This window comes from Arthrobacter zhaoxinii (genome assembly GCF_024385505.1).
Lineage (GTDB): Bacteria > Actinomycetota > Actinomycetes > Actinomycetales > Micrococcaceae > Arthrobacter_B > Arthrobacter_B zhaoxinii.
The window spans coordinates 116120-138973 of record NZ_JANFLT010000002.1 but is presented as its reverse complement, the minus strand read 5'-3'; the positions used below and the strand labels follow the sequence as shown (position 1 = coordinate 138973).

Sequence of the window (22854 nt, the reverse complement as noted above, 5' to 3'; positions counted from 1 at the left end):
ACGCCGGCGTTCCGGCAGGTTATTGGAAGAGCAGGGTGATCAGCAGGGCAATGATGAAGGTGGTGAAGGCGAAGGCAATGTAGGACTGTCCGGTGACGGTGGTGCGGGCCCGGGTGGTCAGGACGTCGACGTCGGAGGAGGAGAAGGTGGTGGCGATCTGCGCGGCCAAGTAGTAATAGTCGGCGAAGACCGGGCCTGGCGCAGAGCCCGGCAGGTCGAACGAGTCCTCGGCGCTGTCCAGCCGGGCGTAGTGCACGGCGTAGGTGGAGACCGTGACCAGCCAGGCACTGAGCACCACCGCTACGGTGAGCCCGCCGGCCAGTGTGCTGCTGATCAGACCAGGAAGGACCAGATAGAGCCCGCATTCCCTCGGTTTGGGGGAAACCCTACGGTTTGTGGCAATCCCTGCGCTGCGCGGCGCAGGGAACTGGACAGATCGCAGGGAACGGGACAAACCGCAGGGATTCGCTCGCCGGCGTTCCCCCGGCCGTGGGCTCTATCCCCTGCGGGCCGACTTCAGGACGGCGTGCCCCACCCGGGCCCGGCCGCCCCGGCGGCAGCGCTTGGGGGAGCGGTGGCGATGCTGGCCGGGGTGGTCCTGACCAAGAAGTGACATCGGCGTGCCACCGCCGCGGCGCTGCGCCCACGTGGTGTGCTGGGCCGGTCAGTTACCCGACGCTGAAGCGAGGTCCCGTGTTCACCGGTCTGTCCGCCTTTCCCCTGACCCCGGTCATCAATGACACCGTCGATCTGGACCTGTCCGCTGCGCTGGTTCGCCGGGCGGCAGAGGCGGGAGCGGATTCCATCGGCGCCCTGGGTTCCACCGGCAGCTACGCCTACCTGTCCCGGGAAGAACGACGCCGCGTGGCGGAGGCCGCGGTCCAGGCCGCCGGTGACGTGCCGGTGATCGTTGGCATCGGCGCGCTGCGCACCTCGGACGTGCTGCGCGGAGCCGAGGATGCACAGAATGCCGGGGCCGCCGGGCTGCTGCTTGCCCCGGTGTCCTACCAGCCGCTGACCGAGGACGAAGTGGCCGGCCTGTTTGAAGCGGTGTCCGCGGCCAGTTCGGTGCCCATCTGCATCTATGACAATCCGACCACCACCCGGTTCGCCTTCACGGATGAGCTGTATGCCCGGATAGGCGCCCTGCCGCACGTCGAGGCTGTGAAGATTCCGCCGCGCCCTGTTGCAGAGGCAGCCGAACGAACCCGGCAGGTCCGGGCCGTGCTGCCCGCAAAGGTTGCGCTGGGCGTCAGCGGCGACGAGTTCTCCGGCCCGGCCCTGAGCGCCGGAGCGGACGTCTGGTTCAGTGTTCTGGGAGGCATCCTGCCGGACCGGGCGCTCGCGATCACCCGGGCCGCACAGGCGGGGGATGCCGGCACCGTCCGGCAGCTGTCGGCACAGCTGGAACCGCTCTGGAACCTGTTCGCGGAGTTCGGCAGCCTGCGCGTGACTTCGGCGATCGCCGCGCAGCTGGACCTGCTGCCGCAGGACAATCTGCCGGCACCGCTGCAGCCGCTTGGGGAAGCAGCGCAGGCCCGGCTCGCGCTGGTGCTCAGCGGCCTGGACTCGGCCTAACGGGCACCGCCGACGGGGAGCCGCCGCTGCCGGTGCCCGTCACTCGGGCGGGCACCGGCGTCGGGGAGGGGCTAACGGCCGGTGATTTCGCGGGCAGTGTCAGCAAGCTCGGCGATTCGGGGGTTGGATTTCTCCAGCTCCGCCGCGTGCTCGGCGACAGCTTCCTTCTTGGCCTCAAGAATCAGGGCCGCAAACTCGTCCCGCACGCCGGTTTCGAGGGAGCAGTTGTAGTACTTCACGGCCAGGGCTGCTTCCGCGGGAGTAGGTGCATAGGTGATTTCGACGTCGGCCGGAATGATCTCCACCCCGGACGTCTTCTTCGGGCCGCTGCGCTCCGGATATTCCACCGGCGCACCGAGCTCGATGTCCGACGTGAAGCCGTACAGCTTGTCGGACGCCGGCTTCACCGGTTCCCCGGCGTCGACCAGGCACTGGACCACTTCCTGCTGGAGGGGTGCCAGTGCCTCAAACGTCCGGTCGGCCAGGCCGCCGGCCAGCTTGCTGCTGAGCCGGTTGTAATCAACGAGGCTCTGCTCGGCGTCTTTCCCCAAGGCTGCCCAGGCCTTCGTGTTGCAGGCTTCGGCGACGGCCTCGAAGGCGTCATCGTGCACAAAGACCTTGGCCGTTGACGGGTCGGATTGTTCACCGCGGAGGCCGCTGGCCGTGGCGTCCTGGACACTGTCGAAGAACCCGTCCGCGACGGTCAGCTGGTCCAGCAGATCAGCACGCCACTGCACTGCCGGTTCCTCGGGGATGAAGGACTCGTATTCCGGGTAGCCGTTGTCCGCGTAGCACTGGAAGCGGAGGACATCCTGGGCAAAGTGGATGACGTCCATGTCTTCGGCCAGATACGCCTCGAACGGATCGGAGGAGGAATCCGCGACCGGGGTCAGCGCTGCCTCGGCCGCGCAGCCGGTGAGCGCGGCGGCTCCGAAGGCGATGGCCCCGAGGCCGGCCAGGTAGCGACGACGGCGGGCCGGGACGCCGGGTGCGGCGGCGGATGCGGACAGGACAGGGGAGAGGCGGTTGCGGTTCATGGGATGCCTTTCGAGACTGAAGCCAGGGCGGTGCCGGACCAGCTCATCGGGAGCATGTCCGTAGAACAACAGCGGTTATCAGGTGGAGCAGGCGGTTCTGTGCAGGAAGTGTTGATGCGCAGTTCAGGCGGGTTGGAGCCGCCGGGACCGCAGCTGCTGGCCGGCGGCGGTAAGTGCTGCCGTGGCCAGGGCCAGTACGAGGAAGCCCCATTCCCAGTGGGCGGCAGCCGGGCCGGCCAGGCCAGCCCCGGCAAGCCACGTCTCCAGGGAATCCCCGGACCAGAGCCGGACCAGCAGCGGCACGGCGGCCACAGCCAGGCCAGCAGTCCAGGGGATCAGACGGGTTCCGCTGACCAGGACCATTCCAACCGTCAGCATCAGTGCCGCCGCTGCCAGCGTCAGGGACCGGGCGTCGACGGCCAGCACGCTGGTGGCATCGTAGAAGAACAGTGCGGAGCCGCCGGCCAGCCGGCTTACGGCCAGCAGCAGACCCGCCAACGAGGCACCGGCCGTGACGGCAGCCAGCAGGACGCGGCGGGAAGCGCTGGCAGCGGGATTGCCGATGAGGGCCAGCAGTGCCAGGCCGCTCAGCACCAGCATGGGAGTGAGCGGCGGTGCGAGGATTCCCGTCACCGCGCCGGAGAGAGGAATCAACGGAGCTGTGGCTGCCGCGCTGAGGTGCAGGGTCCGGCGCAGTTGTGACCGGCCGGCCAGCGCGGCAACAAATCCGGCGAGCAGTGCCAGATAAACTGCTGCGGCCGCCGTCGTGAACGGTCCCGCAGCCAGGAACGCCTCCCCGAAGCCCTCGCCGGTGGGCCGCCAGCGCAGCGTGCCCGGCCGAACCCACGGACCCCATTCGCCCAGCACCGTCAGGGTGAGCGCAAGGTAGGTGGCCAGCACCGTGGCGGTGAAGGCGATGCCGTTGCGCCGCCGCCTGCCCACGCTGCCAAGCAGTTCAAGGCCGCGGGTTGCCAGCCCGTTGCCCACGAGGTTGAACAGCTCGGCGGGGGTGGCCTTGGTGCGCTGCTCGGAACGGGCGACGTAGAGCAGCACGCCGATCAATTCCTCGCCCTGCTCCCGGCGCCAGCGGCGCGGGTAGGCGCCCAGCGCCCGAGTGTAGGTGGCCTCCAGCTTGGAGGTTCCGCCGGTCATGCTCCGGCCTGCGCTGCACGCAGCCGCAGCTTGGACATTGCCTGCCGGGCGTTGGCTGCCAGGCGGTCTGCTTCCCGAGCGAGGGTGATGGCGCCGACGTCGGTAATCCGGTAGTAGCGGCGGGCGCGGCCGTCCACCACGTCCTCGCCGGAAATCTCCACCAGCCCGTCCTCACGCAGCCGGTCCAGCACGCCGTAGAGGGTGCCGGGCTGCAGCTTTACCCGACCGCCGGACAGGTCCTTTGTCTCCGCGATCAGGGCGTAGCCGTGCTTGGGGCCGTCGGCCAGGGCCGAGAGGACGAGGAAGGTCGGTTCGCGCATCTCATGCTTGCTCATGCCCAGAACGATAGTCAGAAAAACTGAATATAGGGAAGAAAAGGATATAACGGTTGGGTCACGGTTGGCCGGAATGGAAACCGTATCGAGTCAGGGCGCCGCAAAAGACGCCCCAAATCAGGTGTCTGGGGACGCAGTGCCGCATCCGCGTTGGTGACGGGTGCGGCCGGACACGACATTGCGTTAGTTTTCGCCGGTCCTTATTCACCGGAAAAACCGGATAAGCTGTCTTTCATATACGCTAAGCACGCTTAGCATATACCGACCACCAGCCGGAAATTCCAAACCAGCGGATTCGCATCCCAGCCAAAGCCCGGGGAGCGAATCCGGTGCTTTTCTGCATCCCAAACAGTGTCTCGGCATCTACTGCCGGGGCGGGAATCCGGTGCCGCGTTCCACCCGGGGCACGGCCCGGAGTCTGCGGACGCAGGGGTTTTGGTTAATATGACATGGACTTTGTCCGCCGATATGAGAGTGAATTATGGAAGACGCCCTTATGACGGGTACCAGCGTGGATTCGAGTGCAGAAGGCAAACAGCGGCCGGCTGGCCCGGCCCGCCAGCGGCATCTCAGTGACTTCACCGCTTTGACCCGCCAGGTCCAGGAAGCCGGCTATATGCGCCGGAATTACGGCTATTACTGGGCCAAGCTGATCGGATTAACCCTGATGGGCCTGGTGCTGGCCGTGGCTTTCATCCTGCTCGGGGATACCTGGTGGCAGATGGTGACCGCGGTGGTGCTGGCGTTGCTGATGACACAGATCGCGTTTCTGGGCCACGACGCCGCACACCGGCAGATCTTCGTGTCGCCGAAGTGGAATGAGTGGGTCTCACTGATCGTGGTCAATCTCTTCGCCGGCATGGGCCTTGGCTGGTGGAATGCAAAACACAGCAAGCATCACGCTGCACCGAACAAAATCGGCACGGATCCGGACATCGCTCCCGGCGTGCTCGCCTTCACCCCCGAGGCAGCCGAAGCGCGCACGAACCGTGTCACGCGCTGGCTTGCCACCAAACAGGGTTACTTTTTCTTCCCGCTGCTCCTGCTTGAGGGAGTCAACCTGCATGTGCAGGGCATCAAGCGGGTACTGGGAAAGGGCCGGATCAAGCGGCGGTGGGTGGAACTTAGCTTCATCGCCGTGCGCCTGGTCAGTTATGTGGCGCTGGTCTTCCTCGTGCTTTCACCGGGCAAGGGCGCAGCGTTCATCGGCGTCCAACTCGCCGTTTTCGGGCTGTATATGGGTATTGCCTTCGCCCCGAACCACATCGGCATGCCCATTGCACCTCGGGAAGCGGGCATCGATTTCCTGCGCCGTCAGGTATTGATGAGCCGCAACATCACCGGAGGCCGGTGGGTGGATACCTTTATGGGAGGACTGAACTTCCAGGTTGAACACCACCTGTTCCCCTCCATGTCCCGTCCGAATCTGCGAAAAGTCGCCCCGCTGGTCCGCCAGCACTGTGATCAGCTGGGTGTGAAGTACACCGAAACCGCGTTTGGCCAATCCCTGCGGGACGTCACCGCCTATATCAACAGGGTGGGCCGCGGTGGGGTCGATACGTGGGCCTGCCCGCTGGCCAGCACGCACCGCGTGTAAGTTCCGAACTCTGCCACAGCTACTGCATTAGTTCGCGGACATCGTAAAAACCGGATCACCCCTCAGGGGGTGGTCCGGTTTCGTTTTCGGCAGCAGCCGTAGCCGCTACACCGCAGGCGCGGGTGCTTCTGTTTCGGCGGAAAGCCCCCGTGCAGCCCGCAGCTCCAGATACACCCGGTCCCGGGCGAACGGCGTTCCGGTGAACCGGATCCCGGTTGCATCCCGCAGGGCATTGGCCAGCGCGGGAGCCACGGGGTTGAACGGGCTTTCGCTCATGGACTTGGCACCCATCGGACCCAGCGAATCATCGGTGTCCGCGAAGAAAATCTCGGTCCGCGGCACATCGGCGAAGGTGGGGATGTGGTACTCGCGCAGAATTCGGGTTTCCACCGTACCCTCGGCGTCGATCCGGACCTCCTCGAACAACGCCGCCCCCAGGGCCTGGGCGATGCCGCCCTCGATCTGGCCGCGGCACTGCAGCGGATTGACGACGACGCCGGCATCCGCGGCGTGCACGCTCTGCAGGATCCGGAGCTCCCCGGTCCCGGCCTGTACCGCCACCCGGAAGCCCTGCACATTGAACGCCACCGACCGCGGGGTGCCGCCCCACCGGCCCTCCGCGGACAGGTCGATGCCTTCCTCGCGGGCCCGGGCGGCGACGTCGGCCAGCGGCACCCGCTCGCCGCCGCACTCCACCGCGTCCGCCAGCAGCTGCACCTGCGCCGAGGTGTTGCGGAACAGGGAGGCGGCGAAGCCCCTGAGCAGGACGGCCAGTTCCTCCGCCGCGGCCAGCGACGCCTTGCCCGCCACCACGGTGCCGGTGGAGCCGTACGCACCGGTGTCATGATCCACCAGATCAGTGTCCGACTGCCGGACGACCACCCGGTCCGCGGTGGTGCGCAGCGCCGTCGAGGCCAGCTGCGCGTGCACGGTGGTGGTGCCGTTGCCGAACTCGGCCGTGCCGACGTCGAGCCCGTACCGGCCGTCCCCGCGCAGGGAAATCTTCGCGTGGCTGATGTGTCCGCGCGGCGGCACGGTGTCGATCATGGCGACGGCGGTGCCCTCGCCGATCAGCCACCCGCCGTCGTCGGCCGCGCCGGCCGGCCCGGACGAAACCGCAAGCTCCGCCCCGGAGGTCTCCGGCCGCTGCCGGCCCGCGGCCAGGGCGCCGGACACCAGCTCCAGGCACTGGTCCAGGCCGTAGCTGCCGTAGTGCACGTCCTCGGCCGGTTCGGGGGCGGTGGAGACCATGCGGTCACCGTTCGCCACCACGTTGCGGCGGCGGAAGTCCAGCGGATCCATGCCCAGCCCGCGCGCGAGTTCATCCATCGCGGACTCGATCGCGAAGATCATCTGGCTCAGCCCGTAGCCGCGGAACGCCCCGGAGGGCAGGGTGTTGGTGTAGACCGAGCGGGCGTCCACCTTCTTGTTGGCGCACCGGTAGACGGCCACGGATTCCCCGCAGCCGTGGAACATCACGCCGGGGGCGTGGTTCCCGTAGGCGCCGGTGTTGGCGGTGACATCCAGGGCCAGCGCGGTCAGGGTACCGTCCGCGGCGGCACCGGCCCGGACTTTCACGGCGAAGGGGTGCCGGGTGGTGCTGGCGGTGAACTGCTCCTCGCGGGTCAGTTCCAGCTGCACCGGCCGGTTCAGCTTCAGCGCGGCCAGCGCGGCGAGGTCCTCGGTCAGCATTTCCTGCTTGCCGCCGAAGCCGCCGCCCACCCGGCCGGTCAGCACGCGGACCGACGCGGGCTTCAGCCCGAACACCCGGCACAGCGCCCGCCGGACCAGGAACGGCACCTGCGTGGACGTGCGCACCACCAGCCGCCCCAGGTCATCGAAGAACGCAATGGACCCGTGCGTCTCCAGCGCCACATGCTGCAGCCGCTGGCTGTAGTAGGTGTTTTCGTGCACGACGTCGGCCGCCGCGAGTCCGGCGTCGACGTCGCCGAGGTCCGAGTGCAGTTCCGCCACGACATTCCCCGCGGTGCCGGAATGGACCTCCGGAGCGCCGTCGGCCTGGGCCGCCTCGGGATCCAGCACCGCGGGCAGCACCTCGTACTCGACCTTCAGCGCACGCACCCCTTCCGCTGCGGCGCCCACGGTGTCGGCGACGACGGCGGCCACCCGCTGGCCGCGGAAGCGGACCACGGAGTCCAGGACCCGGGTGTCATCGGGATCGTCGGTGTGGAGTTCGTGCTGGGCGGTGGAGAACAGCTTCTCCGGGGCGTCCTCGTGGGTCAGCACCGCTTCGACGCCGGGCACGGCCAGGGCGGCGCCCGCGTCAATGGACAGGATCCGGGCATGCGCATGCGGGGAACGGAGGATCTTCAGGTGCAGCAGCCCGGGCAGCTCCTCCGCAGGAACATCCAGGGTGTAGCGGGCACGGCCGGTCACGATGTCCGGACCCGCCGGGGCGGCCACGTTGGCCCCGACGGTCTGCGGCGCGCCGGCGGAGTCCGGTTCATCGGCGGATCCCGTGCCTGCGGTGCTCGACTCGGTATGCCGGTGCCCGCAGACGGCATCTTCTATGCTCCGGTAACCGGTGCACCGGCAGAGGTTGCCCTTGAGGTTCCGCGGCAGGTTCTCCTTCTGCTGCTCGTCAAAGGTGGCGGCGGTCATCACCATGCCGGCGGTGCAGAATCCGCACTGGAAACCCTGCGCATCCAAGAACTGCTGCTGCATCGGATGCAGGGAGTCGCCGTCGGCCAGGCCCTCGATGGTGGTGATCTCCCGGCCTGCGGCGCGGACCGCAGGATAGAGGCAGCTGTGCACGGGCCGGCCGTCCACATGCACGGTGCATGCACCGCAGTCACCGGCGTCGCAGCCCTTCTTGACGCCCAGGTTGCCCTGCTCGCGCAGGAAGGTGCGCAGGCACTGGCCGGGGAAGGGGACGGCGTCCACCTCGACGTTGTTGATCCGGTACGTCACGGGGAACCGTCCTTCGGCGCGGGCGCGGACACGGGCGCGGGCGCGGGTGCGGACCCGGAAGCGGCTGCTGGCGTGGCAAGCTCCGCCCGGATTTCCTCGGCAAGACGGTGGGTCATGTCCCGCCGCCAGGCGGGCAGCCCGTGGACGTCGTCGTGCCAGAGCTTGGGGTCCAGTTCCAGCCCCGCCTGCAGTTCGGCGGCGTCCGGCACGGCCGGAAAGCGCAGTTGGACCGGGCGTTTTGTGGCCGCGGTGACGGTGAGCACAAAACCGCCGTCCTCGTCGCGCCGGCCGATCAGCAGCACCCCGGACCGGCCCAGGTTCGTCAGCGAGAGCCGCCGGAACGCGGTGCGGGCACGCAGCGCGGCGGCCGGAAGCGTGATGCTGCGCAGCAGTTCCCCCGCCGCCAGCGAAGTGCGGCCGTCGCCGGTCACGAGTTCGGCCACCGGCACCCGGCGGGTGGTGCCGTCGGGGGAATGAACCAGGCCGACGCCGTCGAGCGCCGCAGTCAGCGAGGTCATCGGCCCGGCCGGCAGGGCGGTGCATATGTTCCCGCCCACGGTGGACACGTTCCAGACCTTGAACGAGGCGACGAACGAGTCGCAGCACGGCCGCACCAGATCCAGGGCAGGCCAGGCCGCCCGCAGCCGCGGCGGGACAGCGTCCGGGAACGCATACAGTTCCGCGATGGTGCAGGTGGCGGCAATCTCGAGTCCGCCGTCGTTCATCACCAGCGGTTCCCACCCGGCGGCGGTGAGGTCCAGCAGGCGCTGCAGGGTCTCGCTGCCGTAGGAGAACAGCACGGTGCCGCCGGCGAGCCAGGCGTCGCCGGGGCGCCACTGCTGCGGGTCCGCGGTGCGGATCAGCTCGGAGACGGTGGGCAGGTCCATGGGCTGTCCTCAGCTGGCGCGGAGCCGGTTGATCGGATGAATGGGGCCGGACACGGCACGCAGCGGCTGCCCGCTGGCGGCGGCACCGGACCGGGCGGCCACGATCTCCGCGAAAACGGACACGGCCGTCTCTTCGGGGGTGGCGGCACCGATATCGAGCCCGATGGGGGAGTGCAGCTTCGCCAGCTCGGCGGCGGTCAGCCCGGCTGCGTGCAGGGCGGCCAGCCGGGCGTCGTGGGAGCGGCGCGATCCCATGGCGCCCACAAAGGCGAAGTCCCGGCGCAGGGCCTCGGCCAGGACCGGGACGTCGAACCGAGCGTCGTGGCTGAGTACGCACACCACGGTGCGGGCATCCAGCCGCCCGGCGGATGCCTCCCCGCGCAGGTACGAGTCTGGCCACTGCACGTGCACCTCGTGCGCGTCGGGGAAACGGTCCGGGGTGGTGAAGAGCGGCCGGGCATCACAGACGCTCACGCGGTAGCCGAGCAGCCGTCCCTGCCGGGCGAGCGCGGCGGAAAAGTCGTTGGCGCCGATGAGCACCAGCCGCGGCGGCGCGAGTCGGGACTCCAGGAAGAGGACGGCGCTGCCGCCGCCGCACTCCGGTTCGCCCGGCTGCCTGCCGCCCAGCTCGACGACGCCGGTGCGCCCGGCGGCCAGCAGTGGAGCGAGGCGGGCGGCGGCACGCGCCGGATCCGTGCCCAGCATCGCGGCCAGTGCCGGACCGTGGGCGGAAAGCAGACCTGCAGGCGTTGCCTCCGCCGGGTCCTCGATCAGCAGCGGAACCGTACCTCCGCCGTCGTCGATCCGCCGGATCAGGACGCAGGGAGCGCCGGCATCCGGGACGGCCGGGACAGTGCCGGGGAAGACGGGAGCGATGAACACCTCCAGGGTGCCGCCGCAGCTGAGTCCGACGGCGAACGCGTCGGTGTCGCTGTAGCCGAAGGACTCAAGCCGCGGGCGGCCTTCGGCGAGGACCTCTTCGGCCGCGGCGACGACGGCGGCCTCCACGCAGCCGCCGGAAAGGGACCCGTGGATTATCCCGGTGCCGCTGATCAGCATGGTGGTGCCGACCGGCCGGGGCACCGAGCCGGAGGCGCGGACGATGGTTGCCGCGGCACAGGGGATGCCGCCGGCCGTGGCGGCCGCCAGCTCCTCCAGCATGTCCAACACTGCGGCCTACCCTCCGGCGAGGGGTGGCAACCGCCACCGGCTAGCCCAGTAACCAATGCGGGAAGTTCCCCTGCCGGAAATCCCGGACAGAGGCTTGAATCCGCAAAACAATGAAACATTTCAAACGCGCATTACTTTGCAGGTGCGGGTATCAAAAGAATGTTCTTCCGGCTCCGTAAATCCGCTCCAAAAGCGCCGGGGTCCGGTAATTGCAGGGAAGCGTACCACGCAGTTCTTTCCGGAAGATACCCCGCCGGAAAGGGCGTGTTCTCCCTCAGCGGGCGCGTTCCCGGCGGCTGTCCCGCCCGGCACGGGACAACAGGAGATAGCCGAGCAGGGCTGCACCCCACAGCAGGAACAGCGGGTCCCAGAGCCAGGCATGCCCGATCGTCGCCATGCGGTTATACCCGGTGTCCGGGCGGATCAGCCCCGCCAGCACGGCATTGCTGACCACCGTGTTCGCGCCGCCGTACAGCACCAGCACCACGGCACCGATCCAGCTCACCGCCCGCCAGAGGCCCGGCCACGGCACCCGGCCGTATGCGGACGCCGTCGGAATCAGTGCGGCGGCAGCCTTGAACAGGGCCACGGCTCCAAGCAGCAGCCCGGTCTGCAGTGGAGCGTCTGCAGATTCCTGCACTGCCCACTGGCCCACGGTGTCCAGCAGCCAGCGGCCGCCCACTGCCCAGTAGAGGCTGAATGCCGCGTGCAGCAGCCCGGCGGCGCATGCCGTCCAGAGACAGGCACGCCCGAGCCCGGCCGGGGTCCTCCGGCGGCCTGCCTTCCTTGCCTGCGGCCGGCCCCGTTCGTTGGAGGAGTCCATAGAAGCCATTGTGGAAGCCGTCGCGCCCTGCCGGAAGTGCCCGCGGAACAGTGCGCAAATCAATCCGCGGTAATAGGACGGGTTTCAATAGTTGGCAGTTCCTTGACAGATACTGCGGCGGCGCACAGACTGTCCGAAATATAAATTCCGTTCCGGAACATCGAATCAAGTCGGCGACGCCGATGGTCAAGGGTGTCCAGCGCCGGCGGCGGATGAGCTCTGACTGAAAGCTGACACCCGTGCCCCTCGAAGATACGACTGAAGAAGCACCGGATTTCCTCGCCGCGTTCAATACCGCGTCCCGGCGGGACGCGGAGGCAATGCTCCGGCCCTGCGTCGACATTCCCCGCTGGTGCAACGAGGTGGCTGCCGCCCGCCCGTTCGCCACGCCCGGAGAGCTGCTGAGCTTCGCCGAACTCGCCGCTCCGGACTTCACCGAGACCGAGATCGACGCCGCCCTGGTCCACCATCCGCGCCTCGGCGACCGCCCGTCCGGCTCCGGCACCGAAGCCCGCTTCTCCCGCAGCGAGCAGGCGTCCGTCAGCGGCCTGGAGGGGATCCAGGACCGGCTGCAGGCCGGCAACCGGGCGTATGAGGACCGGTTTGGCCGCGTTTTCCTCCTCCGTGCGGCAGGCCGCAGCGCGGAGGACATCCTGGCTGTCCTGGAGGAACGGCTGCAGCACACCGACACTGAGGAACTCCCCGTCATTGCAGCCCAGCTGCGCGACATTGCCATCCTCCGGCTCGAAGGACTCCTGAACGCATGACCGGCAGCCACGTCACCACCCACATCCTGGACACCGGCGCCGGCAGGCCCGCCGCCGGCGTCGCCGTTTCCCTGTGGTCCCTGCGCGGCGGCGGGGAGACGCGGGTGGGGGAGGGAACCACGGACGGGGACGGCCGGGTCGGCAGCCTCGGCCCGGCGGAACTGGAACCGGGCACCTACCGGATCGACTTCGCCACCGGAGACTACTTCGCGGCGGCCGGAACCGAGACCTTTTTCCCCAGCGTCTCCCTGACCTTTCGCCTCACCGACCCGGGCCAGCACTACCACGTGCCGCTGCTGCTGAGCCCGTTTGCCTTCTCCACCTACCGAGGAAGCTGAGCCATGACAGAAGCAATGCACGCCCCTGCAGCGGACCCTGCCGCAGCTGTGGTTCCCGACCCGCCCGCGATCGTGCTTGGCCGCAACCAGTACGGTAAGGCCGAAGTCCGGCTGGTGAAGGTCACCCGCGACACCGCCCGGCATTCCCTGGAGGACCTCAGCGTCACCTCGCAGCTGCACGGCGACTTCGATGCGGCGCACACGCAGGGCGACAACTCCTCCGTGGTGGCCACCGATACGCAGAAGAACACCATTTATGCCTTCGCGCGCGACGGCGTCGGCTCGCCCGAGGCGTTCCTGCTGCGCCTGGAGCAGCACTTCACGGCCGGGTTCGACTGGGTCACCGGCGGACGCTGGGCCGCGGAGCAGTACTTCTGGAACCGGATCAGCGACCATGACCATGCCTTCGCCAAGGACAAGTCCGAAGTCCGCACCGCGCTGCTGCTGTCCGCCGCCGGTCAGCAGCACCTCGTCTCCGGGATCAGCGGCCTCACGGTGCTGAAATCCACCGGCTCGGAGTTCCACGGCTTCCCGCGGGACCGCTACACCACCCTCGCCGAAACCACCGACCGGATCCTCGCCACCGACGTCACGGCCACATGGCGCTACGCCCCGGAGACGGACCTGGCCGGCCTGGATTTCAACGACCTTTACGCCTCGGCCCGGACCCTGCTCCTGGACGCCTTCGCCACCACGCATTCCCTGGCCCTGCAGCAGAGCATGTATGAAATGGGCAAGGCCGTGATTGCCGCGCATCCGGAGATTGTGGAAGTGCGGCTCTCCCTGCCCAACAACCATCACTTCCTGGTGGACCTGTCACCCTTTGGCCTGGATAACCCCAACGAGGTCTTCTTCGCCGCGGACCGCCCCTACGGGCTGATCGAAGCCTCGGTCCTGCGCGAGGGCACGGACCCGGATGCCCAGGTGTGGAACACCGTGGGTGGGTTCTGCTGATGTCCCCTCGGTCCGGGAACTCCAACCCGCCCCAATCCGTCCTCGGCGCCGACCATCTGGCCCGGCTGGACGCCGCCCTCGCGGACACCGACCGGCTGCTCGCCGCCGCCTACCCGGGCGACGACGGCAGCCGCCAGCCCGTCTCCACCGTCTACATCCCGGCGGACCGCTGCGTGCCGGCCCTGCCCGGAACCTGGGGCGAGGACGCGCTGGCCGCCCTGGCGGCCTACGGATCCCTGGCCGAGCTGGCAGACCGGCTGGGCCTCGACCCGGACGTGGCCGGCGCCGTTGTGCCCCTCGTGGAGGCGAAGCTGCGCACCGAACCCATCGAGGACCTGCGCCTGGACTTTGAGGACGGCTACGGCTCCCGGCCCGACGACGAGGAGGACGGCCACGCCCGGCAGGCGGCCGCCGCCGTGGCCGGGGCGGTCGCGGCCGGCACCGCCCCGCCGTTTGTCGGCATCCGGTTCAAGTCCTTTGAAGCAGGCACCCGGGCCCGCGGCGTCCGCACCCTGGACCTGTTCCTCGCCGGGCTGCTCGCTGCCGGGCCGCTGCCGGACGGACTGGTACTGACCCTGCCCAAGGTTTCCACCGTGGACCAGGTCGAGGCCATGGTCTACGTCTGTGAACTGCTGGAGGATGCCCACGGCCTGCCCGAAGGGCGGCTGCGGTTCGAGGTGCAGGTGGAAACCCCGCAGCTGATCCTGGCGGCCAACGGCACCGTGCCCGCCGCGCAGCTGATCCACCGGGGCCGGGGCCGGGTCTCGGCCCTGCACTACGGCACCTACGACTATTCCGACGCGGTGCAGATCGCCGCCCCCTACCAGTCCATGGAGCACCCGGCCGCGGACTACGCCAAGGCCGTGATGCAGGTGGCCGCCGCCGGCACCGGCGTCCGGCTTTCGGACGGCTCCACCAACATCCTGCCGCTGGGCACGCCGGACGAGATCCGGTCGGCCTGGCAGCTGCATGCGCGGCTGGTGCGCCGCTCCCTGGAACGCGGCTTCTACCAGGGCTGGGACCTGCATCCGGCGCAGCTGCCCACCCGCTTCCTGGCCACGTACGCCTTCTACCGGGAAGGGTTCGACGTCGCCGCGGCGCGCCTGCGCAACTACGTGCAGAAACGCGGCGGCAGCGTGCTCGACGAACCGGCCACGGCCCGTGCCCTGGCCCGCTTCGTGCGCCGCGGCCTGCTCTGCGGAGCGCTCACCGAAACGGAAATTACGCAGGAAACCGGGCTGACCGGCGTCGAACTTACCGCCCTGGCCGCTGCCCGTCCCACCGCCGCCGACGAAAAGGTTCAAAAGTGAATCGCCCCCGCTACTACGCCCCCGAGGGCGGCCTGCCCGCCCAGACCGACCTGCTCACCGGACGCGCCGTGGTCACCGAGGCCTACACCGTGATTCCGCGCGGGGTGCTGCGGGACATCGTGGTGAGCGTGCTGCCTGAATGGACCGGCACCCGTGCCTGGATCCTGAACCGGCCCGTGGCCGGCGGCGCCACCACCTTCGCCCAGTACCTGATGGAGATTGCCCCGGGCGGCGGCTCCCGGGCGCCCGAACCGGAACTGGAAGTGCAGTCCTTCCTCTTTGTCCTCGAGGGCACGCTCACCGTCCGCCGCCTGGGCCGGGACCACGTGCTGACCCCGGGCGGGTTCGCCTACCTGCCGCCGGAAACGCTGTGGGGGGCGTTCAACGAGGGGCAGGAACCGGCCAAGTTCACCTGGATCCGCAAGGCCCACCAGCCGCTGCCGGGGCACACCCCGGCGCCGGTGTTCGGCAACGAGTCGGAGATTGAACCGACGCCGATGCCCGGCACCGACAACAAATGGCGTACCACCCGGATGATGCCGGTGGAGGACGTCGCCTATGACATGCACGTGAACGTGGTGACCTTCGAACCAGGAGCCGTGATTCCGTTCGCCGAAACCCACGTGATGGAGCACGGACTGTACGTGCTCGAGGGCAAGGCCGTGTACCGGCTGAACCAGGACTGGGTGGAGGTGGAGGAGGGGGATTACCTGTCCCTGCGCGCGTTCTGCCCGCAGGCCTGTTACGCCGGCGGTCCCTCGAACTTCCGCTACCTCCTGTACAAGGACGTGAACCGCCAGGTCCTGCTCGGGGGCCGGTGATGCACGACGCCGCGGGGTACAACGACGGCGCGGGGTACGACCTGGTGATCCGCGGCAGCGCCGTGCTGACCCCCGGCGGGATCGGACCGGCGGAGGTCGGCGTCCGGGACGGATCGATTGCCGCCGTCGTGCCGCTGGGCACCGGGCTGGCGGGGGAGCGGCTGCTGGAACTGGCCGGGGAGGAAGTCCTGCTGCCCGGACTGGTGGACACCCACGTGCACGTGAACGAACCGGGCCGCACCGAATGGGAGGGATTCGCCTCCGCCACCCGGGCGGCGGCGGCCGGCGGCATCACCACCCTGGTCGACATGCCGCTGAACAGCATCCCGCCCACCGTGACCGTGGACGCCCTGGAGACCAAACGGGCGTGTGCGGAGCCGCAGGCCGCCGTCGATGTCGGGTTCTGGGGCGGCGCCGTTCCGGGAAACGCAGCCGACCTGCGCCCGCTGCATGACGCCGGGGTCTTCGGCTTCAAATGCTTCCTGGTCCATTCCGGCGTGGACGAATTCCCGCACCTGGAACCGGCGGAAATGGAAGCGGTCCTCGCCGAACTGAAAACCTTCGACGCGCTGCTGATCGTCCACGCCGAGGATCCGGGCAAGATCCAACCCACCCCTGCCGGTTCCCGGTACGCCGGGTTCCTGGCCTCGCGGCCGCCGGAAGCGGAGAACACCGCCGTCGGCCGGGTCATCGACGCGGCGCGGCGCACCGGGGCGCGGGCGCACATCCTGCACCTGTCCTCGGCCGAGGCGCTGCCCCTGATCCGCGCGGCGAAGGACGACGGCGTCCGGCTCACCGCCGAGACCTGCCCCCACTACCTGACCCTGACAGCTGAGGAGATCCCCGACGGCGCCACGGCGTTCAAATGCTGCCCGCCCATCCGCGGGGAGGCGAACCGGGAACAGCTCTGGGCCGGCCTGGCGGACGGCACCATTGACTGCATCGTGTCCGACCATTCACCCAGCACCTCTGACCTCAAGGACCTGGTGCGCGGAGATTTCGGCGTCGCCTGGGGCGGGGTGTCCTCGCTGCAGCTGGGCCTGGCGCTGATCTGGACCGAGGGCCGTTCCCGCGGAATTCCGCTGGAACGGGTGCTGCACTGGATGTCCGCGGCTCCCGCGGCACTGGCCGGGCTGGACCGGAAGGGCGGCATTGTGCCGGGCAAGGACGCCGACTTCGCGGTCTTCGCGCCGGAGGAAACCTTCACCGTGGACCCGCCCGCCCTGCAGCACCGGAACCCGGTCACGCCGTACGCGGGGAAGCGGCTCACCGGCGTCGTGCGCCGGACGCTGCTGGCCGGCGTCGACGTCGACCCTGCCGTTCCCGCCGGCCGGCTGCTGCACCGGGGCGGGGCATAGTCGAAGCCAACGGTTAGCCCCGAGCCTGACGGCCGCTAGGCGCGGCAGCAGGTAGGCTCGGTCCCTATCTCCGTGCCGCTCGGTGGCACAACAACTTTGTCTCGAAAGGCACCATGGAGAACCATCTAGGCAACCCGCCACAGCCGCCCGGCCAGCCGACGTATCCGCCGGTTCCGCAGGTTGTGTACCTGCAGCCCGGCCAGCAGGTCGTATATGTTCAGTCTCAGCCAGTACCGGGGTACAACCACGGCCAATCGGGATATCCGCAGCCATATCTTCAGTCGGCGGTTCTTCCTCCGTCATCGGGGTTGCGGATCTCCGCAGGAATACTCGGGATCCTTCTCGGGTGTTGGAGCATGTTCATGCTCATGGGTCTAGTCGCATACTCCGACATGCTTTCCGGTGACTTGGGGGCCGGGTTCCTGATCTTCTTCCATCTGATCGGTGCTCTTGCCGTGCTGACGCTCGGGATTATGGTGATTGTCCAGCACCGCCGCAGGTCCAAACCAATCCCGGGTATGTTGCTCGGGGCTTCTGCAGGGTTGGTGTTTGTTGACATGATCTTGGCGTTTATGGGCGGGATACCTGGATTAGCCATAGTTGCCATCACCGCCACCCTGCCATCCATTCTGCTGTCGATTTGTGTCCTCTTCCGTGAGACTGAGCAGGCGCAGTAGTAGTTCCAGTTCAGTGTTCCCGCTTTTCTATAATCGGTTCGGAGGAGTATGCAGGGTCCTGAGTCCAAGGATGGGGTTGTCGCGGATCTCCGTCGCGGACGTTGGCGTCACCTTAGCTCCAGGATGCTGGTGACGGTGCCCACATGACGCCCGTCGCATTTTCGGAACCGCCGATCCTGAAAGTAATGTCTTATTTATGGCCCCCTTCCGAAACAGCCGCGCCGCTGCCCTTCCCGCAAAACTGTCCCGTTCCTGGCTGCTGGCCTCCGCCGCAGATGAAGCGAACTTTGCACCGGCGCTGGCGTCCGAGGCCGACTCGGTGGTCTTCGACATGGAGGATGCCGTTCCCGCCGGCGGCAAGGCCGACGCCCGCGAACGCGTCGTCGAGGCCCTCTCCACCGGCATGACCGCCTGGGTGCGCGTCAACGGGATCGAAACCGACTACTGGGCCGATGACCTCGCCGCCCTCTCGAAGGCCCCGGGGCTGCGCGGCGTGATGCTCGCGATGACGGAAAAGCCCGAGCAGGTCACCCACACGGCCATGCGGCTGCAGGCCGGCACGCCGGTGCTCGCACTGGTGGAATCGGCCCTCGGCATTGAAAACGCCACCGCCATCGCCAGCGCACCGGGCACATTCCGGCTCGCCTTCGGCGTCGGCGATTTCCGCCGCGACACCGGCGCCTCGGACGATCCGATGGCGCTGGCCTACGCCCGCTCCAAGCTCGTCGTCGCCTCCCGCGTCGGCCAGCTGCCCGGCCCGATCGACGGTCCCACCGTCGGCGCGCTCGGGGAAAAGCTGCTGGACGCCTGCAAGGTCACCCAGAGCATGGGCATGACCGGCAAGCTGTGCCTGATGCCCGAGGCCACGGACTTCATCAACCAGGGCCTCTCACCGAGCGAATCCGAAATCACCTGGGCCCACGAGCTGCTGGAAGCGCATGCCGCCGGCGCGGTGGTGGGCGACGGCTCCTACCTGCCGCGCCTGGCCCGCGCCCAGAAGATCTCCTCTCTGGCGGACTCCTACGGACTCTGGAACGCCTAAGCTTCTCCGTCCACGCGGCTGAGCAACTGCAGCACCAGCCGGGTGAGCGTGAACGCGGCGTCCATGTCGTAATCCGGCAGGCTGATGTCCGCGAACAGGTGTGACGCTCCCATATAGAGGAAGAGCTCCGCATCCGGTGTGGACGCGGCCAGATTCTCGGCCGCGTCCAGGTCCCCGCTGTCCACGAATTCCTCATCGGCGTCCATGCCGTGGATCTGCACCGGCACACCGTCCGGCCACGTGTCGGCGAAGGCACCAAGCGGGATGCAGGCGCTGATCAGCACCGCACCACGGGCCCCGGGGCGGGTCTGCGCCAGCCGCTGGGCCGGGATCACGCCGAGGGAGAAGCCGATATAGACCATGTCCTCCGGGAACCGGTTCGCAATACTGACGCCCAGCTCCTCGATGGTGTCCATGCCGATCTCCTGGGCATAGGCCACCCCGTCCTCCAGATCGGTGAAGGTACGCCCGTCATAGAGATCGGGCACCGTCACCGTATGGCCCGCTTCGCGCAGGACCTCGGCGAAGGCATCCATGCCGGAGGTCAGGCCGAGTGCGTGGTGGAAAAGCAGGACGTTGGCCATCGGGTCTCCTAGGGTTCGACGAGGATCCCGTCCTCGTCGGCGTAGAGCACCGCACCGGGACGGAAGGTGACGCCGCCGAACTCTACGGGTACATCCACCTCGCCGACAGAGTTTTTGGCGCTCTTGCGGGGATTCGAGCCCAGCGCCTTCACGCCCAGAGGCAGCTTTGCGACGGCGGCGCGGTCACGGATGGCTCCGTTGATAACGACGCCGGCCCAGCCGTTCTCCACGGCAGCCCCGGCAATCAGGTCCCCCATCAAAGCGGTGTTTAGGGATCCGGCGCCGTCGACCACCAGGACTGCCCCCTCGCCGGGGGAGTTCAGCAGGGTCTTGATGATGCCGTTGTCCTCCAGGCAGCGGACGGTGCGGATCGGGCCGGTGAAACTCACCTGCCCGCCCAGGTCCTGGAACTGCAGGGACACCGACGCCAGCTCGTCGCCGCGTTCGTCGAAAAGGTCAGCTGTGCTCGTTTTCATGGCACCACTGTGACAGACGGCGTGTGGGGAGCGTCCCTGCCACGCCGGGCGCTGCCGGATCAACCGCGGCCCCTCGGTTTGTCCGTGGCCCTGCGGTTTGTCCGGATCCCTGCACTGCGCAGCGCAGGGATTGTCACAAACCGCAGGGTGCTTCCCAAACCGCAGGGAAATGCGCGCCGAGTGTTGGCATGCGGAGGTTACGCGCGTGTCTGCCGGGCGTGGGACTTCAGCACGTCCACGATTTCCAGCAGGTCCGTCACCGAGTGCGGGCTGCTGTCGCGGGTGGCCTGCGGCCAGCCGCCGGGGAGGCCCTCGTTGTAGTACAGCCCGTCTGCCAGCAGGGTGATGGCGCGGGCAATGCCGGGATCGCCCACCTCGTCATGGACCAGATCGAACCAGCTGCGGTGGATCTCCTGCAGCAGGTCCGACGCCACGGGGTCCGAGGCCTGGGCCAGGCGGACGACGCTGATCAGGGCCCGGTCCAGCTCGCTGCCCACATAGACGGAGCTGCGGACCAGGTACCGGGCGGGGCCTTCGGGGTCCTCGCGCATGGTCTGCAGGTCGGTGGCGGCGAGGCCGCGGAGCTTTTCGATCAGGGCACCGGCCATCGCTTCCTTGTTCTTGAAGTGATAGAGCAGGCCGCCTTTGGAAACCTCGGCGCGCGCGACGACGGCGTCCAGGGTGGCGCCGCGGGGGCCTTCGTTGATGAGCAGTTCCTCATAGGCGTCGAGGATGCGGTCCCGGGCGGGGCGAGAGTTGGACATGACTTCACGCTACGCCATCAGCTGACCATACTGTCGCAGATTCGCCACCGTACAGTCTAGACGGTACAGTAGAGATTCGGGTATTTCCCGTGATGAATCCCCAACGATGTTCCAGAAGGAGGACGCTGTGCTGGCGGTCCAGGAAAATCCCGCAGTTACGCGTGCAGGCACGCGCGAATGGTGGGGGCTCGCAGTCCTGATGCTGCCCGTTCTGCTCATCTCCATTGACAACAACGTCCTCAGCTTCGCCATCCCGTCGCTGTCGCAGGCACTGGCGCCCACCGGCGTCGAACTGCTGTGGATCGTGGACGTCTACGCCCTGGTCCTGGCCGGCCTGCTGGTGCCCATGGGCAGTCTCGGTGACCGGATCGGCCGGCTCCGCCTGCTGATGATCGGCAGCGTGGGCTTCGGCGTCTTCTCCCTCGTGGCCGCCTTTGCCCCTTCGGCGGCCCTGCTGATTGTGGCCCGCGCCCTGATGGGCGTCTTCGGTGCCATGCTGATGCCCGCCACGCTGTCGCTGATTCGCAACATTTTCACCGATCCGTCCCAGCGCCGGATCGCGGTGGCCATCTGGGCTGCGGGTTTCTCCGGCGGCGCGGCCCTCGGCCCGATCGTCGGCGGCGTACTGCTCGAGCACTTCTGGTGGGGCTCCGTGTTCCTGCTGTCCATCCCGGTGCTGCTGCCGCTGCTGATCTTCGCCCCGATGCTGCTGCCCGAATCCAAGGACCCCAGCCCCGGCGCCGTCGACGTGCTCGGCGTTGTGCTGGTCATGGGTGCCATGCTCTCGGTCACCTACGGGATCAAGGAATTCGCGCACGACGGCGCCGCGGCCGGCCTGCCGTTCATCGCCGTCGGCCTGGTATTGGGCTTCCTCTTTGTCCGCCGCCAGCTTTCGCGCGAAAAGCCGATGCTCGACGTCCGGCTGTTCCGAAACCCGGTCTTCAGCGGCTCCATCGCTGCGAACCTGCTCAGCCTGTTCGCCATGGTGGGCTTCATCTTCTTCCTCTCGCAGCATCTGCAGCTGGTGGTCGGACAGACGCCCATCGAGGCCGGCCTGACCATGCTTCCCGGGCTGGTGCTCACCATCATCACCGGCCTGGCCGTGGTGCCCCTGGTCAAGCGGGTCCGCCCTGCGGTTGTGGTGGCCGGCGGTCTGCTCTTCAACGGAGCCGGCTATGCCCTGGTCTTTGCCGCGGGGGAGTCGGTGACCGTGCTCCAGCTGGTCATCGCGTTCCTGCTGCTCGGCGTCGGGGTGGGGGCAGCGGAAACCATTTCCAATGACCTGATCCTGGCCAGCGTTCCGCCGTCCCGTGCCGGATCCGCCTCGGCTATTTCCGAGACCGCCTACGAAATCGGATCCGTCCTGGGCACCGCGGTGCTGGGCAGCATTCTCACCGCGGCTTACCGCAGCGGCGTCTCCGTTCCGTCCGGGCTGGACCCCGAACAGGCTGCTTCGGCCGGGGAAACCCTCGGCGGGGCGGTGGAGGCTGCCCGCGGACTGCCTGCCGAGACGGGCTCGGCGCTGCTGCATTCCGCGCAGGCCGCCTTCGATTCCGGCGTCAATATCACCTCGCTGATCGGCGTGATCACCATGGTGCTGGCTGCCGCTGGGGCTGCGGTGCTGCTGCGCCGGGTTCCGGCTCACCGCTAGTCCCGGTGCAGGTAGTCCTGGTGCGGCCCGGGATTCGGCCCCGTTAGTCCTGATGTGGCCGGGCTTCCGCCCCGCTAGTCCTGATGCGGCCTAGTCCGCTCCGTTAGTCCTGATGCGGCCCCGCTAGTCCCGATATTGTCGGGCTAATCCCGGTGCGGCCGGGCGATCAGTACCGGGCAGTAGGCATGTGCGGCCACAGTGGTGCTGACGGAACCGAGCAGCAGCCCGGCAAAACCGCCGCGACCGCGGTTGCCCACCACCAGCATCTCCGCCCCGCGGCTGGCGTCCATCAGCACCCCGGCGGTCTGCCCGGCCACCGCTGACTGGGTCAGATCCTCAGGAGTGCCCACCCCTGCGAAGGCTGCTTCCACCGCCTCGGCCAGGCCCCGCTCGGCTTCCACCCGCGGCGACCAATCGGCGGTGGGAAACGGCGTGGCCAGCATTGCCGGAAACTCCCACACCGTGATGGCATCAATACGGCAGTCCAGCAGGTCCGCCAGCCGACGTGCGAGGCGAAGCGCCTCCAGCGACTCCTCTGAGCCATCGACTCCGACCACAATCCGTTTCCGGGTTCCCTCAGTCATGGTGTTCCTTCCAAGCAG

Annotated in this window: 23 protein-coding genes; 11 read left to right on the top strand and 12 right to left on the bottom strand. The window is 68.3% G+C overall.

The window, feature by feature from the left end; translation table 11 throughout:
* Positions 1 to 19 precede the first annotated feature (19 nt).
* Entirely contained in the window at positions 20 to 454 is a 435-nt protein-coding gene (locus NNX37_RS04200) for a DUF1345 domain-containing protein (RefSeq protein WP_255791043.1), read from the bottom strand.
* A gap of 239 nt (positions 455 to 693) precedes the next feature.
* On the opposite strand from NNX37_RS04200, the gene NNX37_RS04195 reads away from it, so the two are divergent.
* Positions 694 to 1578, top strand: a complete 885-nt coding sequence (locus tag NNX37_RS04195) for a dihydrodipicolinate synthase family protein (protein WP_255791042.1) — start codon at positions 694 to 696, stop codon at positions 1576 to 1578.
* A gap of 71 nt (positions 1579 to 1649) precedes the next feature.
* Here NNX37_RS04195 and NNX37_RS04190 read toward each other — a convergent pair whose 3' ends face one another.
* From NNX37_RS04190 to NNX37_RS04180, 3 genes are all read right to left on the bottom strand, one after another.
* Complete coding sequence (locus tag NNX37_RS04190; RefSeq protein ID WP_255791041.1) at positions 1650 to 2615, bottom strand: hypothetical protein; 966 nt, start codon at positions 2613 to 2615, stop codon at positions 1650 to 1652.
* Positions 2616 to 2738: 123 nt separating this feature from the next.
* The gene (locus tag NNX37_RS04185) at positions 2739 to 3767 is read right to left on the bottom strand and encodes a hypothetical protein (RefSeq protein WP_255791040.1); all 1029 of its coding nucleotides are present in this window, start codon (positions 3765 to 3767) and stop codon (positions 2739 to 2741) included.
* Complete coding sequence (locus tag NNX37_RS04180; RefSeq protein ID WP_255791039.1) at positions 3764 to 4102, bottom strand: PadR family transcriptional regulator; 339 nt, start codon at positions 4100 to 4102, stop codon at positions 3764 to 3766. The genes NNX37_RS04185 and NNX37_RS04180 overlap by 4 nt, the downstream gene beginning before the upstream one ends.
* A 496-nt stretch (positions 4103 to 4598) precedes the next feature.
* Between NNX37_RS04180 and NNX37_RS04175 the strand changes: the two genes are divergently transcribed.
* Entirely contained in the window at positions 4599 to 5699 is a 1101-nt protein-coding gene (locus NNX37_RS04175; protein WP_255791038.1) for a fatty acid desaturase family protein, read from the top strand.
* 105 nt (positions 5700 to 5804) lie between these two features.
* Here NNX37_RS04175 and NNX37_RS04170 read toward each other — a convergent pair whose 3' ends face one another.
* The 4 genes from NNX37_RS04170 to NNX37_RS04155 all read right to left on the bottom strand — a co-directional run bounded on the left by NNX37_RS04170 (position 5805) and on the right by NNX37_RS04155 (position 11510).
* Positions 5805 to 8630 (bottom strand): molybdopterin-dependent oxidoreductase, encoded by a 2826-nt coding sequence (locus NNX37_RS04170; RefSeq protein ID WP_255791037.1) that lies wholly within the window; start codon positions 8628 to 8630, stop codon positions 5805 to 5807.
* Positions 8627 to 9517 carry an FAD binding domain-containing protein gene (locus NNX37_RS04165; RefSeq protein WP_255791036.1) on the bottom strand — a complete coding sequence of 297 codons (891 nt, stop codon included), beginning with the start codon at positions 9515 to 9517 and terminating at the stop codon, positions 8627 to 8629. Before NNX37_RS04165 ends, NNX37_RS04170 begins: the two co-directional genes overlap by 4 nt.
* Positions 9518 to 9526: 9 nt before the next feature.
* Entirely contained in the window at positions 9527 to 10678 is a 1152-nt protein-coding gene (locus NNX37_RS04160) for an XdhC family protein (RefSeq protein WP_255791511.1), read from the bottom strand.
* A gap of 283 nt (positions 10679 to 10961) precedes the next feature.
* Complete coding sequence (locus tag NNX37_RS04155) at positions 10962 to 11510, bottom strand: DUF3995 domain-containing protein (protein ID WP_255791035.1); 549 nt, start codon at positions 11508 to 11510, stop codon at positions 10962 to 10964.
* Positions 11511 to 11749: 239 nt separating this feature from the next.
* On the opposite strand from NNX37_RS04155, the gene uraD reads away from it, so the two are divergent.
* The 8 genes from uraD (at position 11750) to NNX37_RS04115 (ending at position 18777) form a co-directional block, all read left to right on the top strand.
* Complete coding sequence (gene uraD, locus NNX37_RS04150) at positions 11750 to 12277, top strand: 2-oxo-4-hydroxy-4-carboxy-5-ureidoimidazoline decarboxylase (protein WP_255791034.1); 528 nt, start codon at positions 11750 to 11752, stop codon at positions 12275 to 12277.
* Positions 12274 to 12615, top strand: a complete 342-nt coding sequence (gene uraH, locus NNX37_RS04145) for a hydroxyisourate hydrolase (RefSeq protein WP_255791033.1) — start codon at positions 12274 to 12276, stop codon at positions 12613 to 12615. Before uraD ends, uraH begins: the two co-directional genes overlap by 4 nt.
* A gap of 15 nt (positions 12616 to 12630) precedes the next feature.
* Positions 12631 to 13569, top strand: a complete 939-nt coding sequence (pucL, locus tag NNX37_RS04140; protein ID WP_255791510.1) for a factor-independent urate hydroxylase — start codon at positions 12631 to 12633, stop codon at positions 13567 to 13569.
* Positions 13569 to 14879, top strand: coding sequence for a DUF6986 family protein (locus tag NNX37_RS04135; RefSeq protein WP_255791032.1), 1311 nt, complete (start codon positions 13569 to 13571; stop codon positions 14877 to 14879). The genes pucL and NNX37_RS04135 overlap by 1 nt, the downstream gene beginning before the upstream one ends.
* Positions 14876 to 15700 carry a bifunctional allantoicase/(S)-ureidoglycine aminohydrolase gene (locus NNX37_RS04130; RefSeq protein ID WP_255791031.1) on the top strand — a complete coding sequence of 275 codons (825 nt, stop codon included), beginning with the start codon at positions 14876 to 14878 and terminating at the stop codon, positions 15698 to 15700. The genes NNX37_RS04135 and NNX37_RS04130 overlap by 4 nt, the downstream gene beginning before the upstream one ends.
* Complete coding sequence (gene allB, locus NNX37_RS04125) at positions 15700 to 17058, top strand: allantoinase AllB (protein WP_255791509.1); 1359 nt, start codon at positions 15700 to 15702, stop codon at positions 17056 to 17058. Before NNX37_RS04130 ends, allB begins: the two co-directional genes overlap by 1 nt.
* Positions 17059 to 17414: 356 nt before the next feature.
* A complete protein-coding gene (locus tag NNX37_RS04120; protein ID WP_255791030.1) occupies positions 17415 to 17735 on the top strand; it encodes a hypothetical protein in 321 nt (106 codons plus the stop codon).
* Between the two features lie 196 nt (positions 17736 to 17931).
* Complete coding sequence (locus tag NNX37_RS04115; RefSeq protein ID WP_255791029.1) at positions 17932 to 18777, top strand: HpcH/HpaI aldolase/citrate lyase family protein; 846 nt, start codon at positions 17932 to 17934, stop codon at positions 18775 to 18777.
* On the opposite strand, the gene NNX37_RS04110 is transcribed toward NNX37_RS04115, so the two are convergent.
* The 3 genes from NNX37_RS04110 to NNX37_RS04100 form a co-directional block, all read right to left on the bottom strand.
* On the bottom strand, positions 18774 to 19361 hold the full coding sequence (locus NNX37_RS04110; protein WP_255791028.1) for a dienelactone hydrolase family protein: 588 nt from the start codon (positions 19359 to 19361) through the stop codon (positions 18774 to 18776). The two genes, NNX37_RS04115 and NNX37_RS04110, sit on opposite strands and share 4 nt — an antisense overlap.
* Before the next feature lie 8 nt (positions 19362 to 19369).
* Positions 19370 to 19837: a ribonuclease E activity regulator RraA gene (gene rraA, locus NNX37_RS04105; RefSeq protein WP_255791027.1), complete on the bottom strand. Its 468-nt coding sequence runs from the start codon at positions 19835 to 19837 to the stop codon at positions 19370 to 19372.
* A 197-nt stretch (positions 19838 to 20034) separates the two neighbouring features.
* Positions 20035 to 20601, bottom strand: coding sequence for a TetR/AcrR family transcriptional regulator (locus NNX37_RS04100; RefSeq protein WP_255791026.1), 567 nt, complete (start codon positions 20599 to 20601; stop codon positions 20035 to 20037).
* A 106-nt stretch (positions 20602 to 20707) separates the two neighbouring features.
* On the opposite strand from NNX37_RS04100, the gene NNX37_RS04095 reads away from it, so the two are divergent.
* Positions 20708 to 22252 (top strand): MFS transporter, encoded by a 1545-nt coding sequence (locus NNX37_RS04095; protein WP_255791025.1) that lies wholly within the window; start codon positions 20708 to 20710, stop codon positions 22250 to 22252.
* Between the two features lie 143 nt (positions 22253 to 22395).
* On the opposite strand, the gene NNX37_RS04090 is transcribed toward NNX37_RS04095, so the two are convergent.
* Complete coding sequence (locus NNX37_RS04090) at positions 22396 to 22836, bottom strand: universal stress protein (RefSeq protein WP_255791024.1); 441 nt, start codon at positions 22834 to 22836, stop codon at positions 22396 to 22398.
* Between the last annotated feature and the right edge of the window lie 18 nt (positions 22837 to 22854).